The sequence below is a fragment of the Synechococcus sp. MU1611 genome, from assembly GCF_020514255.1.
Taxonomy (GTDB): domain Bacteria; phylum Cyanobacteriota; class Cyanobacteriia; order PCC-6307; family Cyanobiaceae; genus Parasynechococcus.
The window spans coordinates 330983-346316 of sequence record NZ_VTLC01000001.1 but is presented as its reverse complement, the minus strand read 5'-3'; the positions used below and the strand labels follow the sequence as shown (position 1 = coordinate 346316).

General features: G+C 60.4%; 15 protein-coding genes. 8 read left to right on the top strand and 7 right to left on the bottom strand.

Annotated elements, in window-relative coordinates:
• The first annotated feature begins 15 nt into the window (after positions 1-15).
• From cdaA to FZZ92_RS01985, 4 genes are all read left to right on the top strand, one after another.
• Complete coding sequence (gene cdaA / locus FZZ92_RS02000; protein WP_226398077.1) at positions 16-846, top strand: diadenylate cyclase CdaA; 831 nt, start codon at positions 16-18, stop codon at positions 844-846.
• Entirely contained in the window at positions 843-1625 is a 783-nt protein-coding gene (locus FZZ92_RS01995; protein WP_226398078.1) for an isoprenyl transferase, read from the top strand. The genes cdaA and FZZ92_RS01995 overlap by 4 nt, the downstream gene beginning before the upstream one ends.
• Positions 1622-2617, top strand: a complete 996-nt coding sequence (gene bioB, locus FZZ92_RS01990) for a biotin synthase BioB (protein ID WP_226398079.1) — start codon at positions 1622-1624, stop codon at positions 2615-2617. The genes FZZ92_RS01995 and bioB overlap by 4 nt, the downstream gene beginning before the upstream one ends.
• A 908-nt stretch (positions 2618-3525) precedes the next feature.
• Positions 3526-3951: a cupin domain-containing protein gene (locus tag FZZ92_RS01985; protein WP_226422452.1), complete on the top strand. Its 426-nt coding sequence runs from the start codon at positions 3526-3528 to the stop codon at positions 3949-3951.
• A gap of 14 nt (positions 3952-3965) precedes the next feature.
• Here FZZ92_RS01985 and FZZ92_RS01980 read toward each other — a convergent pair whose 3' ends face one another.
• Positions 3966-4118 carry a hypothetical protein gene (locus FZZ92_RS01980; protein WP_170951076.1) on the bottom strand — a complete coding sequence of 51 codons (153 nt, stop codon included), beginning with the start codon at positions 4116-4118 and terminating at the stop codon, positions 3966-3968.
• Positions 4119-5229: 1111 nt separating this feature from the next.
• Here FZZ92_RS01980 and FZZ92_RS01975 point away from each other — a divergent pair.
• From FZZ92_RS01975 to FZZ92_RS01965, 3 genes are read left to right on the top strand one after another with little or no spacing between them, the layout of a single operon-like run.
• Positions 5230-6183, top strand: a complete 954-nt coding sequence (locus tag FZZ92_RS01975) for a rhodanese-related sulfurtransferase (protein ID WP_226422451.1) — start codon at positions 5230-5232, stop codon at positions 6181-6183.
• Positions 6184-6231: 48 nt separating this feature from the next.
• Complete coding sequence (locus tag FZZ92_RS01970) at positions 6232-7203, top strand: DUF952 domain-containing protein (protein ID WP_226398082.1); 972 nt, start codon at positions 6232-6234, stop codon at positions 7201-7203.
• A 34-nt stretch (positions 7204-7237) separates the two neighbouring features.
• Complete coding sequence (locus FZZ92_RS01965) at positions 7238-7735, top strand: hypothetical protein (RefSeq protein WP_226398152.1); 498 nt, start codon at positions 7238-7240, stop codon at positions 7733-7735.
• On the opposite strand, the gene lipA is transcribed toward FZZ92_RS01965, so the two are convergent.
• The 3 genes from lipA to FZZ92_RS01950 all read right to left on the bottom strand — a co-directional run bounded on the left by lipA (position 7720) and on the right by FZZ92_RS01950 (position 9674).
• On the bottom strand, positions 7720-8619 hold the full coding sequence (gene lipA, locus FZZ92_RS01960; RefSeq protein WP_226398083.1) for a lipoyl synthase: 900 nt from the start codon (positions 8617-8619) through the stop codon (positions 7720-7722). The genes FZZ92_RS01965 and lipA overlap by 16 nt on opposite strands.
• A 61-nt stretch (positions 8620-8680) precedes the next feature.
• Entirely contained in the window at positions 8681-9259 is a 579-nt protein-coding gene (gene recR, locus FZZ92_RS01955) for a recombination mediator RecR (RefSeq protein WP_226398153.1), read from the bottom strand.
• Between the two features lie 97 nt (positions 9260-9356).
• Complete coding sequence (locus FZZ92_RS01950) at positions 9357-9674, bottom strand: hypothetical protein (protein ID WP_226422450.1); 318 nt, start codon at positions 9672-9674, stop codon at positions 9357-9359.
• A gap of 82 nt (positions 9675-9756) precedes the next feature.
• Between FZZ92_RS01950 and psbP the strand changes: the two genes are divergently transcribed.
• On the top strand, positions 9757-10338 hold the full coding sequence (gene psbP / locus FZZ92_RS01945; RefSeq protein WP_226422676.1) for a photosystem II reaction center PsbP: 582 nt from the start codon (positions 9757-9759) through the stop codon (positions 10336-10338).
• Here psbP and FZZ92_RS01940 read toward each other — a convergent pair whose 3' ends face one another.
• From FZZ92_RS01940 to FZZ92_RS01930, 3 genes are all read right to left on the bottom strand, one after another.
• Positions 10339-11286: an LCP family protein gene (locus FZZ92_RS01940; RefSeq protein WP_226422449.1), complete on the bottom strand. Its 948-nt coding sequence runs from the start codon at positions 11284-11286 to the stop codon at positions 10339-10341. It abuts the gene before it with no gap.
• Positions 11287-11355: 69 nt separating this feature from the next.
• Positions 11356-13455 carry a cation:proton antiporter gene (locus FZZ92_RS01935; protein WP_226422675.1) on the bottom strand — a complete coding sequence of 700 codons (2100 nt, stop codon included), beginning with the start codon at positions 13453-13455 and terminating at the stop codon, positions 11356-11358.
• A gap of 62 nt (positions 13456-13517) precedes the next feature.
• Positions 13518-15323, bottom strand: coding sequence for an ABC transporter ATP-binding protein (locus FZZ92_RS01930; protein WP_226422674.1), 1806 nt, complete (start codon positions 15321-15323; stop codon positions 13518-13520).
• Between the last annotated feature and the right edge of the window lie 11 nt (positions 15324-15334).

The following is a 15334-nucleotide window of genomic DNA, read 5'->3' as shown; positions in this document are numbered from 1 at the left end:
GGTTCGTAGATCGGAGTGAACGTGTTGGCGGTGGTGGATCCGCGCCTGGTGCTCGACGTTCTCTTTGCATCTTCCATCGGCTTTCTTCTGTTCTCGCGCGTCAACGAGCAGCGCACCCTCTGGTTGCTGCGGGGCTGGTTGTTCCTGGTGGCCATGGCGTGGTTTGTCCAGCGCTTCGCCAACCTGCCTCTCACCACAAAACTGGTGGACGGGTTGGTGATGGCCTGCTCGCTATCGCTGGCCATTCTTTGGCAAGGGGAGCTGCGGCGCTTGATGGAGCTGCTGGGAACTGGTCGACTGGCGGTGTTGCTGGGGAATCCCCAGAAGGAGTTCCGGGCATCCGCCGGCACCGTGACCCAGATCACCGATGCCGCTGGCCGGCTGTCTCAGCTGCGTCGTGGGGCCTTGATCGTTGTTGACCTAGGGAGCGACCTCAGGCCCGAGGATTTTCTCAATCCCGGTGTTGCTATCGGCGCAGTGCTGAGTCGCGAGTTGATGCTGAATCTGTTTGCTGCCGACACACCACTCCACGATGGTGCCGTTCTGGTGCGTGGTAACCGGATCGAATCGGCCGGGGTCATTCTTCCGCTCTCGCGGCACAGCGTGAGTCGTTTCGGCACTCGGCATCTGGCGGCGCTTGGCATTACCGAACGCTTTGATCGCTGCATCTGCATCGTGGTGTCTGAGGAAACAGGAACGCTGTCCTTGGCCAACCAGGGCAAGCTGGAACGCCCAATCACGAGCTCTCGCCTTAAGGAACTGCTGCAGGAGCTGTTCAGCACCGCCGAATCGATGCCGCCGGCACGACGTACGGTGGGAAGCTCTCAGTCCGAATCGCTGTCTTGAGCCGCCCTCCGGCCACCAGCACTGACACGGCCGATCGTTCGCTTCTCCCTGCGGACCTCGACCCAGGCCGGCTCCCGCAGCACGTGGCCTTGATCATGGATGGCAACGGACGTTGGGCGAAATCGCGCGGGTTACCCCGGGTGATGGGGCACCGTGCCGGCGTGGAGGCACTGAAAACCAGCCTGCGGCTCTGCAGCGACTGGGGCATCCCAGCCTTGACCGCCTACGCCTTCTCCACGGAGAACTGGTCGCGTCCGGGGGAGGAAGTGAATTTCCTGATGACCCTGTTCGAACGGGTGTTGCAGGCCGAACTCCAGGCACTGGAATCCGAACAGGTGCGGATTCGCTTTCTCGGAGATCTGGAAGCCTTGCCCCAGAAACTGCAGCAGTTGATCGCTGACGCCACGACCCGTACAGCCTCCAACAACGGCATTCATTTCAACGTGTGCACGAATTACGGCGGGCGACGGGAACTGGTGCTGGCAGCCCAGCGCCTCGCCCGACGCGCTGCAGCGGGGGAGCTCGATCCGGACAGCATCGATGAGAACAGCATCGCCGCTGAATTGTTCACCGCTGGCGAGCAGGATCCCGATCTGTTGATCCGCACCAGCGGGGAACACCGCATCAGCAATTTTCTGCTCTGGCAGCTGGCCTACGCCGAAATCCACGTCACCGACGTGCTCTGGCCCGACTTCAATGCCGATGCGTTGAAAGAGGCCCTACTCGATTTCCAACGCCGCAACCGCCGCTTCGGCGGACTCGATCCGATCAGCCCATGACGCTCAGCATCCGCCACAACTGGACCACCGCGGAGATCCAGACCCTGCTGGAACTCCCCTTGATGGAGCTGCTTTGGCAGGCGCAAACCATTCATCGTGAGGCCAATCCTGGCTATCGGGTGCAGCTGGCCTCGCTGCTGAGTGTGAAAACAGGGGGCTGCGAAGAGGATTGCGCTTACTGCTCTCAGTCGATCCATAACAGCAGTGATGTGGCGGCCTTTGAGGCCCAAATGCAGGTGGAACCGGTGCTGCAGCGCGCCCGAGCTGCCAAGGAGGCCGGTGCCGATCGCTTCTGCATGGGCTGGGCCTGGCGGGAAATCCGCGACGGTGCACCCTTCGAAGCCATGCTTGAGATGGTGCGCGGAGTGCGCGGCATGGGGATGGAGGCCTGCGTGACCGCGGGGATGCTTACCGATCAACAGGCGGAACGATTAGCCGCAGCCGGGCTCACGGCCTACAACCACAACCTCGACACCAGCCCCGAGCACTACGACCAAATCATCTCCACACGCACGTATCAAGAGCGGCTGGAAACACTCCAACGCGTCCGCAACGCCGGTGTAACCCTCTGCTGTGGCGGCATCATCGGCATGGGAGAAACCCTGCGGGACCGAGCCTCGATGCTGCAGGTGCTCGCCAGCATGAACCCTCATCCCGAAAGCGTGCCGGTGAACGGATTGGTGGCCGTTGAAGGCACCCCTTTGGAAGAGCAAGCCCCCTTTGAACCCTTAGAGCTGGTGCGGATGGTGGCGACCGCCAGGATCCTGATGCCCCACGCCCGGGTGCGGTTGAGTGCCGGCCGTGAATCGATGAGCCGGGAAGCCCAGATTCTCTGCCTCCAGGCAGGTGCCGACTCAATCTTCTACGGCGATGTTCTGCTCACCACTGGAAACCCGGATGTGGAGGCCGATCGCCAGCTGCTCGCCGATGCCGGAGTAACCGCCAATTGGCAGGAGGAAGCGGCTGCTCCTGCCAATTGTGCTCCGCGCTAAACAGCACGCCCCCCACTCCGAACCCCCCGACAACATCTGCGGGACGCTTGCAGAACAAACCTCCGCAATCGTCAGGTCAAACTCCAGTAAGTGTTCGTTAGCCAGACAGATTTTTGAAAACCTTGTGGATGAAAAGCCATACCAATGGAATCGTCCGTCCTTTCAATGGAAAGGACGGACGATGTCATCAATTGATCGAGATCAATCTTCCACAAAAACGTTTTCTAAAGGAGCGTTGCATGCTCCACGGAGTGCGCCTTTTGTTTAGGCATCATAAATTTTGCACCCGGGTGCAGTTGGTGATGCATCGCAACGCTCTTCCCAGTACAGGTCGTGTTGCGACTGGATTGCTTGTCGAGGCTCTGAATCCTGTTTGGATTGCGATTTATCGACCAAACCGAGGGGGATGCAGATATCGAAGAAACCGGAGCAGATCGTGATCATCGCTATCCTTGCTACTAATTTCTGTCTACTCCTCTAAGCGATAAAAACAATAGGTACTTAACCCGAGAAGAGGAAGCGAAAGGATCACCTCACAAACATGAGGCGACCCTTTTGGCCACGGTTACATCAATCCAGGATGATCAAGACCAGAGATACACGAGCCACACGGCTCAACAACCATGCCCTCGCTTGTCGCGAAAACCTGTATAAGGTTGTCATCCGATTGAAGGAGGAATCGCTTTCTTCTCCTCCCAGTCCCAAGCACCCATTGCATGGGCAAACGCATCACCAAACCAAAAAGGGAAATCTTTCAAAGTCACCTCCGTTGAAGACGAGAAATCTGTAAAACAGATGTCTGATGGTTGACCATAGGCACTAATAATTCACCAACTTCAAACAACAAAAATCTGACCCGACAGCCACCAGCCGCCAAATCGGGTAAGAAGGTGCATCATCAAAAGACAATGCAGTTCAAACGTTTTGGCTTGACCGCCGGCATCTTGCTTCTGGCCAGCAGCGTGCAAGCTGCACCTCAGCCAAAGATTCAGGAGTTGTTCAGGGCGAGTCGAACACCAGGCGAACGGATCGTGGCCTATCCGCAGGGCAGGCCGGAGCTGAGGGTGGTACGGGTCAGGCTCCCCGTTGGAGCAACGATTCCACTCCACACCCATCCCTCACCAGTGGTCGTTGTGGTGACGAAGGGCGCGATGACCAACGTGCGCCTTGTCGACGGCAAAAAAGTTGTAAGCGTGGTCCGGCCTGGCAATGGCTTCCTGGAGGGCCACCCGGATGAACCTCACTACGTGACCAACAAGGGGCCAGAACCAGCAGAAGCGATGGTGACCTTTGCCAGCGTTGAAGGCCTCCCCAACATGATCCCCATGAAGTGAGCCATCAACCCAATTCACAACGAGCGTTGACCCATCTGCTTCAGCATTAATTTGGCATCCTGCTCCGTCAGCGGTGACACCATCCGCAGCACCTTGCGATGGATCTCCTGGGGTGCGGTGACATGGCCCTGCATCGATCCCCAAGACCTTTCCCAGAGTTCAGCCAATTGATTTTTATGTTGCATTGAAGGATGAAAATTCATGCGTCGTCTGTATGAATGATCCGAAGCGCATTGATATAGATGCCAATGCAGATTGCTACCAATACAAAAACCATTCATCGATTTCGTCTAGAGGTGTTCTAAGGGGAGAGAGGTAAAACCACCTCCCTCAACTGAGCGATTACCGGGTCCACTTGGCTCCACCGACTGGGGGATAGAGCGCATCCCCCAGGAACTCGTGTAACAATCTCTCTACTGGCACACAGCCTGGGCTGGAGCAGGGTTAAACCAGAGGTAGCCCTTCAACGAGGAGCCATGATTGACCCCATCGTCCTTCCATCACTATTTGGCCTCTTTGTTCTGTCCGTCATTCTTGATGCCGTAAAAGACGACCGCGAGCGTCACCACCATCGCCGTTATTGAGTGCTGGGCTAACGCTGCTTCCCCTTCACGAAGCCAGGGGCATTTGATCTGGACGACAGCTCCTTGATCAGGGTTGCTGTGATGATGAGCGCTACAAAGACAAGTTCCATCGCCAAAGCCAATCAGTACCTGTTGTGAAACACAGTTCCGATGGCTGTGGCTGTGAAGACAACAGCGATTAAAGCGAGTGCCATAGACGGAAGCGGAGCACCTTTCCGTGATGGCATTGAAGTCACTCAAGCGGCCGTATCGAAAAGCACCATCACAGTGGAATCGGCAGAAGTAACTAGGAACGAACCTGACTCGCCAGGATCAAAATCAAATACGCCGTCACCAAAGCCAGGAGTGCAACCACGATTCGTCTCTGACCCAGAACACCGTTCAAACCAAAGGATCGTCCGGGTGAAGCAGACCGGTTGAGCCTCTTGCTACCAAGCCTGACCTAAACACTGCAAGAAAGACTCATTGTTGGTGGCATCCATGTTGAGCTACACCGGATAGGTCAGAGGCTCAGCCATGAAGATCGACAGCGCAAACGCTCAACCCATGGGAAGCCTCATTTTTGAAAAGGGGCACAAGCCCTTTCATGCCCTGGCCTGTCCACTGCGGCCTGCCTCTGTGCGCATCAGCAGGAAAGCCTGAAGGGGACCCAGCGTCCTGATGCAGGCTGGAGGGACGTTGAACCTGGAGCACCGTGGACCCGATCCGCCAAGAGCCTGTGCTGGCGAAAGACAGCCGACTCCTGGTGGCTGCTTTTTATGCGTTCACACCCCTGAATGACAAGCGTCGCGAGACGTTGCTGACCAGCTTGCCAAGCCTGGCTCGCGAAGGCGATGTGCTCGGCTCGGTGCTGGTGGCCCTGGAAGGGGTGAACGGCACGATCAGCGGGCCAGAACCTGGCGTGAATGCCGTGCTGGACTACTTGCGCGCGTCTCTAGATCTCGGCAACGACCACTACGCGCGGCTCGAAGTGAAACGCAGCTGGGCCGACAAGCCGGTGTTCCGCCGCTTCAAGGCCCGGCGCAAAAAAGAGATCGTGACCATCGGCGTGAGCAGCGTGGACCCCCACGCCAGCGTCGGCACCTACGTGGAACCTGAACACTGGAATGCGCTGGTGGATGATCCCGACACGCTGGTGATCGACACCCGCAACAGCTACGAAACAGCCATCGGCACGTTTGACGGCGCCATCGAACCCGGCACCGAAAGCTTTCGCGATTTCCCGCAATGGGCGGAGACAACACTGAGGCCGCTGATGGAGGACAACGGCAACAAGCGCATCGCCATGTTCTGCACCGGAGGCATCCGCTGCGAAAAGGCCAGCAGCTACCTGCAGCAACAGGGCTTCGGGGAGGTGCACCACCTGCGCGGCGGCATCCTCAAATACCTGGAGCAAGTGCCGGAAGCCAAGAGCCGCTGGCAGGGGGAGTGCTTCGTGTTCGATCAGCGGGTGGCCCTGAACCACCGCCTTGAGCCCGGTGAATACAGCCTCTGCCATGCCTGCGGCCTGCCGGTTTCAGCCGAACAACGCGCACTGCCGAGCTACATCAAAGGCGTGCAATGTGTGCATTGCGTGGATCGCTACACCGACGCCGACCGGGAACGGTTTGCGATGCGGCAACGGCAAATTGATCAGATGCAGGCTTGAGGGATTCAGACCGCATCGGACAATCCTTGCAAGGACGACTCCGATGCCGTGCTGCCGATCCTCTACAGCTTCCGCCGCTGCCCCTACGCCATGCGCGCCCGCTGGGCCCTGCTGGAGGCCGGTCTTCTGGTGCAGTGGCGCGAAATCGCGCTGAAGGCCAAACCGGCTGAGATGTTGGCGGCTTCTCCCAAGGGCACCGTTCCGGTGCTGGTGTTGCCAAACGGTGAGGTCATCGAAGAAAGCCGTGCGGTGATGGACTGGGCCCTGAATCAGGCGGACCCACGGGAGCTGCTGTGGTCCAGCGACACGTCAGCGCTGATCGAGCAGAACGACGGACCGTTCAAGCACCACCTGGACCGGTTCAAATACACCGATCGCTATCCCGGCACCAACAAGGAAGAGCAGCGGAACGCCGGCCTCAAGATTCTGAAAAGCTGGAACCAGAGGATTGCCGAGCAGGGCTGGCTGCTTGGCGAGCGCATCTCACTGGCGGATGCAGCCATCTGGCCGTTCGTGCGGCAGTGGCGCATCGCCGATCCTGAGGGTTTCGACAACAACAACGCCCTGGAGGCGTTACGCCACTGGCTCCAGCGTTTCCTGGAGGATCCCCGCTTCGAGCGGCTGATGCAGCGGGCCGATCCCTGGACTGCCGGTGGGCAGCAGCACCACTTTCCCGCCGATGCCGTGGCGGTGCCCCTGGATCAACCCCTGTTTCATCTGGCCCTCAAGGACGACTGGCAAGCCGCGCAAACCAACGGCAGCTATCGCATCTCCACGCGAAGTATGGGACTCGATCAAGTGGGCTTCATCCACTGCTCCTGGCAGGAGCAGGTGAACGCCACATTTGAACGTTTTTATGCCGATGCCGGCGACGTGCTGCTGCTGGAGATTGATGCCGCTGCCGTCGATGCTCCCCTGCGCGCCGATGCGATTCCCAGCGGCGAACTGTTCCCCCACCTCTACGGTCCGTTGCGACTGGAGGCGGTGCGCTCGGTCGTCACCATGCCCGCATCAGCATGACCTCAGGACCATGACCACGGCCATCCCACTGTCGATGCTTGAACAACTGGAAGCCGAGGCCCGCGAACGGGGCCTGCTGCTGCGATTGCAGGTGGGCCGTCCCCTGGGACTGTGGAGCCTGCGGCTGGTGGTGGCCCAGCAAGCCCCCAGCGGCAGCCTGCTGCTGCTGGGGGAAATGAAGGGGTGGGCTTACCCCGCCGCCACGGGCCTTCAACTCGACACGATGCGGGTGATGCCAACGGCGCCTCCAGGGGTTGGTGATCTGATCTGGGCCGCCACCATGGCTTGGGCCCAGGAGGCCACGCCTTGTGCAAAAGCCCGGTTGCTGGCCATCCGTGACGACGAGCGTCAGCACCGACGGCTGGTCCGCTACTTCAACCAACGCGGTTTTGCCACGATGCGCGAGGTGGAAGCGGCGCTTTGGGATCTTCCCCTCCGGCTGGTCTGGGGCGGAGCCGGGGCCCTGATGAGCGGAGAGATCTCCACCGTTCTGGCACGCAGTCTGCGGGGATGGCGTCAGTCAGCAGCGTGATAGCTGCTGCGCACTAGGGGGCCGCTGCGCACCTGGGCAAAGCCCAGTTCACGGGCCACCGCCGCAAGCTCATCAAACTCCTCTGGCGTCCAGTAGCGGGCCACCGGAATGTGCTGCAGCGAAGGACGCAGATACTGCCCCAGGGTGAGCCGCTGGCAATCCACAGCGCGGAGATCGTTGAGGGTGGCAATCACCTCATCACGGGTCTCTCCCAAGCCGAGCATCAGGCCGCTCTTGGTGGGGATCTCAGGCGCCAGTTCACGGGCGGACGCCAAGAGCCCGAGCGACCGCATGTAGGTAGCCCCCCGGCGCACCTCGCCCTGGAGACGCTGCACCGTCTCCAGGTTGTGGTTGAAGCACACCGGTTGGGCTGATAACACCGTGGCCAGCCGATCACGCTGGGCCGTCACCGCCAGTGCCTGATCAGCTACGCCCCCCCAGAAATCGGGGGTGAGCACTTCAAGAGCGATGAGCGGATTTCGGGCCCGGATCGCCGCCATGGTGTTGGTGAACAGGCTGGCGCCGTGATCGATGAGATCGTCGCGAGCCACGGCCGTGAGCACCACATAGCGGAGCTGCATCGCTTCCACCGCATCAGCCACCCGTTCGGCTTCTGCAACATCCACCGGCATCGGTGCCTGCCCCTTGTCCACCTGGCAGAAAGCACAGCTGCGCGTACAGATCGAACCGCCCAGCAAAAAGGTTGCCGTCCCTGCGGCGTAGCACTCACCACGGTTGGGGCAGCGCCCTTCCTCACAGATGGTGTGCAGGCGGTTTTGCTTCACCAGCCCCTGCACCCGCTCCAATTCCGAGGCGTTACCAATCGGCCGACGCAGCCATTCGGGCAATCGCTCCGCAGGGGGAATGGCGCTGAACTTGCTCATACCGGCGGACGGCCTGTGTTGATTCTGCTCAAGAAACAACGAATCAGGGCACTGACATCAATCAATCAACCGGCCGGCGCCCCTCCAAGGCTCGGCTGAGGGTGACCTCATCGGCGTATTCGAGTTCACTCCCCATCGGCAGGCCGTATGCGATCCGGCTCACCGGACAGAAAGGCTTCAACAACCGTGCCAGATACAAGCTGGTGGTATCCCCCTCAACACTTGGGGTAAGGGCCAGGATCACCTCGGTGATCTCCTCCTTGCTGATCCGCTGCACCAATGAAGTCACATGGAGAAGCTCCGGACCAATGCCATCCATCGGCGAGATCAATCCACCGAGCACGTGATAGCGCCCTTGAAATTCGCGGGTGCGCTCCAACGCCAGAAGATCCCGGGAATCGGCCACCACGCAGATCACCCCATTGCGGCGCTCCGGGTTACGGCAGATCTCACACTCCGGCTCCGCGGAGAGGTGAAAGCAGGTCTGGCACTGGCCCACCTGGGTGCGGGCCGCTAAGAGGGCATCCGCGAACTGGTGGATCTGCTCCTCGGGCTGATTCAGAAGATGCAACGCAAGCCGCTGAGCCGTGCGCGGGCCGATGCCGGGCAGACGCTCGAACTGATCAATCAGTCGGGCCAACGGTTTGGTGAAGCCGCTCAGTGGTCTGCCGCCAATGCGAGGAATGTAGGAGTTGCGGAGATCATCTGCCGGAACAGACTTCCGAGGCGTATGAAGCTCAATGACTGACACCCCCCTTCAGCACAGCGAAGAAGCACCGGGGTTTGCGTTTCAGGTGGAGCACACCCTGCAGAGCGATTCGCAAGCGTTGGCCCTGCGGAAACTGAAGCGGCTGCTGGCAGCCGAACGCAATTGGACCGGCTGCCTGGGCACTGGGGTCGTTGTCCTGAATCACGCTGTTGCCTGCGGCTGCGATGACCGCACCGTCCTTGACGATCACTGCTCCAAAGGGGCCGCCGGTTTTGTTCACAACGCCGGCATCACGCATCACCTTGATCGCCTGTCGCATGAAGGCTTGATCCTGATCCGATGCCATGACGTCCACCTCAACAAGCCACCCAAGGCTGGCAAAGGTCGCGATTTTGGGCAGCTCACAGCGATCAGGCCAAAGCGGCAGAATGACCAATGGATTGATCACCCTGTTAATGCAGCTCTTCCGATCTCTGAGTCGCGTGATTCTTTGCGGCGTCCTGGCTCTTGTGCTGGGTGCCTGCGCAGCGGGACCGACGGCAGGGCTGCAGTCGTACCAGAGCCCGGATGGCCGTTTCGCCTTCCTATATCCCACCGGTTGGACCGAGGTTCAGGTGAGCAATGGGCCGCGGGTGGTGTTTCACGACCTGATCCACAGCGATGAGACCGTGAGCCTGATGATCAACAAGGTGAGCGAAGACAACGAACTCAATGAACTCGGCAGCGCCGTCGCGGTAGGTGAACGCTTGCGCCGAGAAGTGATCGCCACGGCTGGCAGCGGCCGCACCGCTGAGCTGGTGGAAGCGCAGGAGCGCGAGGTGAATGGCCACACGTTCTACGACCTGGAATACGCGGTGCACCTGGAAGACCGCGACCGTCATGAGCTAGCGACCGTGGTGGTCGACCGCGGCCGGCTTTACACCTTGGCAACAAGCGTCAACGAAGACCGTTGGAGCAAGGTTGGTGAAATCTGCGGCCGGGTGGTGCGCTCACTGACTCTGCTGATCTGATCAGAACAAAAATCTGAAGCGCTGACTGCTGGCCTCACTGGCATCTGCACCACTGCTCGACTTGGCCGGCCACTCCGTATCCAGGTAGCTGATGCCATCGGAGTTGAAAGGCACCGCATTCAAGCTGGAGGCATTGAGATCGGTGGTGCCCATCGCTGTGATTAAGCCACCCAATTCCATCGGCCCCAGATCCGTCTCCAACGCCTGACCCGCAGCAGCAATCAAGGCCGGCAGGCGAATCAAATTCTGCGGTTGTTTCATTTGTTCGAATAGGCCTTTGAGGGCCAACTGCTGCCGTTCCAGCCGGCCGAAATCGCCGCGGCCGTCATTGCGCCAACGCAGAAAACCCTCAAGATCCTTGCCCTTCAATAGCTGAGGGCCTGGCTGCAGATCGATCACCAAGTTCTGACTGCGATCGACGTAATACAGCCGCTTGGGAACATCCACCTCGATCCCTCCCACCAGGTTGGCCAGGGTTTCGATCGCATCCAGGCGCACCACGATGTGATGGCGGATCGGGCGATTCATCAGTCGAGACAACTCCCGCTCCACCGCCTCCACACCGCCGTATGCCATCAGCGCATTGAGCTTTATGCCCCCAAAGCCCTCAGCATCGATGTAGCTGTCGCGGGGAATCTGAGTAATCGTCGTGGTGGTGCCCTTCACCCGCACCGTGAAGATCACATCGGTGTTGTTACCAGTGCGGTCACGCCCCAGCACCACCACTTCCCTGGCACCGAAGCCAGTCCAGCCGGCGAATGGATTGGCCAGCGGCGCGGGCTGAGCTGCCGCCAAAGGTTGGTCTGCCGTGCTGGACGGTTCTGTGTTGATCAATCGGCTCAGCGGCACCGAAAGCATGAGGCCGCCGCTGAGACCCACCACCACAGCACAAACAACCGGCCACCTGGTGGCCTCAGAAGATGGCTTGGCAGGAGGGTCTTGTGCCATGGAATACCAGCTATCCAGCATCTTGGCGTGAAGATCCTGTCTCCGGTAGAGGGTCGGACGCCCTCCCGCTTAAACCAGAGGGTCGCTGATCACCATCGAAGCGCAGGGAAGCTGGCGGATCAATTTGCTGGTGCGATCACTGCCAGGAATCGGCAGACCCGCCACCCGTCGCCGCTGGGTGCGCAGGATCACCAGATCGTGCTCGCGGCTGAGTCGATGAATGGCCCCATCGATACCGGGTCCCCGCACGATCACGATGTGGAACCGCTCCGACGGAATCCCCGGTGGTCGCCAGCGAATCAGCTGCTGCTCCATCCACTGACGGTCCTGCCCGCTGAAGCGAGGGTCGTGCACATGCAGCAGGGTGATCCGGAGGCGCTGTTCCTCCGGGGCTGAATTGATCACCCGCAGCGCCAGTTCGAATTGCTCGCGAGCACTGGCGGAGAGGTCTTTGATCGGAACAAGGATCCGGCCCAGACCGCTGTCGGAGTCGCGGCCAAAGTTCACCACCACCACCGGACAGTGCGCTGTGCGGCAGACCCCATCAACAATGTCGCCCATCAGCCAAGCCCGCAGCTGATCCGTACGAGCAGCACCGATCAACAACAGGTCTGCGGCCTGTTCAAGCGCCGTGCGGCTCATGCCACCAGCAATATCCTCATCCAACCGCAGCAGACTGCGGGTGGGGACGGCCAACTGAGCGCCGATGGCCTCAGCCGTGCTGAGCCGGCCGCGAGCCGCTGCAACCGCCCGGTTCAAGCCGCCGCGCATCTCCTCGAGGCTGGGATTCACCATTGCCAGAGGAAGCAGCAGACCTTCAGCCCCCGAAGAGCCCTGCACCAAGCGAGCCGCCATGCTCAACAGCCCCTTCTCGGTGCTCGGGTTGGCCACGGGCACCACGATCCGCAAGGGGCGCTGAACAACCTCGTTGACGCCATCAAGAACTGCCGCCTCCTCCCCGAAGCTGACCGGCACCGCATCCGGACTGGGATCCTTGAGCCGGGTCACCGACTGCTCGGTCAGGATCGGCCCCAGGGTGGCCGTCACCACCATCACCGCCAGCACGCTGTTCAGCACGGTCTGATTGAGCAGACCCGCCTGATAGCCGATGAATGCGGTGGCCAGAGTCGCCGCCACCTTGGGCATCGTCAACGACCACATCATCAAAATCTGGGCGCGGCGATAGCCGAACAGCCGTCCGCTGAGCCACGACGCCAGCCCCTTGCCGCCGATCGCACCCACCAGCATCAACGCGGTGAACTGAAAATTGCTCAGGCTCTGCCCCAGGCTGCCCAGATCCAACAGCAATCCCAGATCAATGAAGAAGATCGGGATGAACAGCACCCCACCCACGAAGATCACCTGTTCCTTGACCCGGCCTTCGGGCAAGACGGAATTCACCGCCAGGCCGGCCAAGAAGGCGCCGACAATCTTCTCAACGCCAGCCAGCTCAGCGCCCAGGGAAGCCAGGAACAAGGCCACCAAAACGGCGAGCACCATCCTGTTTTCATCGCTGATGCCGCGCAGCACCAGGCGGCGGCCCAGCCAGCGGATGCCCAGCACCACAACCAAGGCAAAGATGCCGATTTTGAGCAGCAACAGGCTGAGGCCCATGCCGCTGAGGCTTCCCTGACCCAGACCAAGACCCACCGCCAACAGCAGCAGGGCCACGATGTCGGTGAAGATTGTGCTGCCCACACTAACCACCACCGACTCATCCTTCTGGGCGCCGTAGCTGCGCACGATCGGATAGCCAAGCGGGGTGTGGGTGGCCATCAAGGCACCGAGCAACAGGCACGACACCGAAGCAAAACCAGCGAAGAGACCGATCGACACGCCCGTTCCCACACCGATCAACAGGATCAGCAGGCCATAAATGAAAGATCGGCGTTTGACCCGGTTGAACTCCTCCAGGTCAATTTCCAGACCCATCGTGAACAGCAAATACACCGCCCCGAGATCTGAAAGCAGCCGAACCGTTTCGCTGGTGCTGTCGACCCAGTTCAAAGCGTGGGGCCCCACGACCACGCCGGCCGCCAGCAATCCCACCAGATCAGGCAGACCGAGCCGCCGGATCAACGGCGGCACCGCCGCACTGATGGCCACCAACAGCGAAAACACCCCGAGGGGGTGATGCATGACATGGCTGATCGAGGCCTGCATGGCCATGGCTGCACCGCCGGCTTGCGGACCCAGCATGGTCACCGCGCCGGCCGCCAACAACGCTTGCTTCAGGAAGAAATAACCCCTTCTCCGGCCTGCACCTGCCAGAGATTGGTGTAGATCCCGCCTTCGGCAACCAGATTGTCGTGGCAGCCCTGTTCCACAATCCGGCCTTGATCCATCACCACAATCCAGTCGGCATGGCGGACTGTGCTCAACCGATGGGCAATCACCAGGGTTGTGCGGTGCTGAGTGATCTGAGCCAACGATCGCTGGATGGCAGCTTCGGTGTCGTTGTCCACCGCTGCGGTGGCTTCGTCGAGCACCAGCACTGGAGCGTCCTTGAGAATGGCGCGGGCCAGAGCAATGCGCTGGCGCTGCCCGCCGGATAGACGCTGGCCCCGTTCGCCAACCAAGGTGTCATACCCCTGGGGCAAGGCATCGATGAATCCGGAGGCTTCCGCTAAGCGAGCGGCCTGCTCAATCGCCACCGGGTCGGGATCCGCCACCCCATAGGCGATGTTCTCGGCAACGGTGCCATGGAAGAGGTAGACGTCTTGACTAACCAGGGCGATGCAACGGCGCAGGTCCTGAAGCTGCAGGGTGTCGATGGGGACACCATCCAGGCAGATGCGTCCGCCATCGCGCTCATACAGACGCAACAAGAGTTTCACCACCGTGCTCTTGCCGGAACCTGTGGCCCCAACGATGCCCAGGGTCGAGCCTGCTGGAACTGTTAGATCAAAGCCCTGCAACAGCGCTGAACGCCCTGAATAGGCGAAATCAACCGCTTCAAAGCGAATCTCACCCCGCAGCCGCTGCGGATCCACAGGGACCATCCCTCCCTGAATCATCACCGGCGTATCGATCAGATCAAGCACCCGCTGCGTGGATGCCATCGAGCGCTGGTATTCATCCAGGGTTCGGCCAATGGCGGTCAACGGCCACAAAAGCCTCTGGGTAATGAACACCAGAACGCTGTAGGTGGCGACCGGCAGTTCACCGGCCAAGGCCTTGAAGCCACCGATCAACAGAATCGCCAAGAAGGCGAACAGGATCGCGAAGCGGATCAAGGGAATGAAGGCTGCCGAGAGTCGGATCGCACGGGCGTTGCTCTGGCGGTAGGCCAGGCTTTCAGCGCGCAGGCGCTCCAGTTCGAGAGTCTCTGCAGTGAAGCTCTTGATCGTGAGCATCCCCCCCAAGTTGTTGGCGAGCCGGGAGGCGAGATCACCAGCCCTTGCCCGCACTTCCCGATAACGCGGCGCCAGCTGGCGCTGAAAATGAAGTGATCCCCAGAGAATCACCGGGATCGGCAAATAGGCGAACAGGGCCACCTCCGGCGCCACCATCGCCATGCCAATGCCTACCACCAGAACGGTGGTGATCAACTGCAGGATCTGATTGGCACCTCGATCCAGAAAGCGTTCGAGCTGATTGATGTCGTCATTGAGCACCGACATCAGACGACCGGTGCTGTCCTGCTCGAAAAAGGCCAGCTCCAGCTTCTGTAGATGGTCGTAGGCCTCGAGCCGCAGGCTGTGTTGTGTGGTCTGCGCCAGGTTGCGCCAGAGCACGTCGTAGAGGTACTCGAACAGCGACTCCGCCGCCCAGATCACAAAGGTGAGCAGGGCCAGCATCCACAGTTGCTGTCCCGCCGTCTTCAGACCAAAGCCCGCCAACACAGATTGCTCACCACGCAACACCACATCCAGGGCAAGACCGATCAAGGCTGGTGGCGCCAGATCGAACAGCTTGTTGAGCAGAGAGCAGCTCACTGCAGCGAGCACCAAACGACGCTGCGGGGCGAGGTGACGCAGCAACCGCGTCAACGGTGAGCGGCTTGCTGAAGCTTTGCTGAGGGTTGGTTCCAACAGGGTTTTCTCCC

Excerpts from the sequence above, each read along its gene's own strand:
- bioB (WP_226398079.1), top strand. The coding sequence starts at position 1,622 with ATGACGCTCAGCATCCGCCACAACTGGACCACCGCGGAGATCCAGACC.
- FZZ92_RS01985 (WP_226422452.1), top strand. The coding sequence starts at position 3,526 with ATGCAGTTCAAACGTTTTGGCTTGACCGCCGGCATCTTGCTTCTGGCC.
- FZZ92_RS01965 (WP_226398152.1), top strand. The coding sequence starts at position 7,238 with ATGCTTGAACAACTGGAAGCCGAGGCCCGCGAACGGGGCCTGCTGCTG.
- lipA (WP_226398083.1), bottom strand. The coding sequence starts at position 8,619 with ATGAGCAAGTTCAGCGCCATTCCCCCTGCGGAGCGATTGCCCGAATGG.
- FZZ92_RS01950 (WP_226422450.1), bottom strand. The coding sequence starts at position 9,674 with ATGGCATCGGATCAGGATCAAGCCTTCATGCGACAGGCGATCAAGGTG.
- psbP (WP_226422676.1), top strand. The coding sequence starts at position 9,757 with ATGACCAATGGATTGATCACCCTGTTAATGCAGCTCTTCCGATCTCTG.
- FZZ92_RS01940 (WP_226422449.1), bottom strand. The coding sequence starts at position 11,286 with ATGGCACAAGACCCTCCTGCCAAGCCATCTTCTGAGGCCACCAGGTGG.
- FZZ92_RS01935 (WP_226422675.1), bottom strand. The coding sequence starts at position 13,455 with ATGGCCATGCAGGCCTCGATCAGCCATGTCATGCATCACCCCCTCGGG.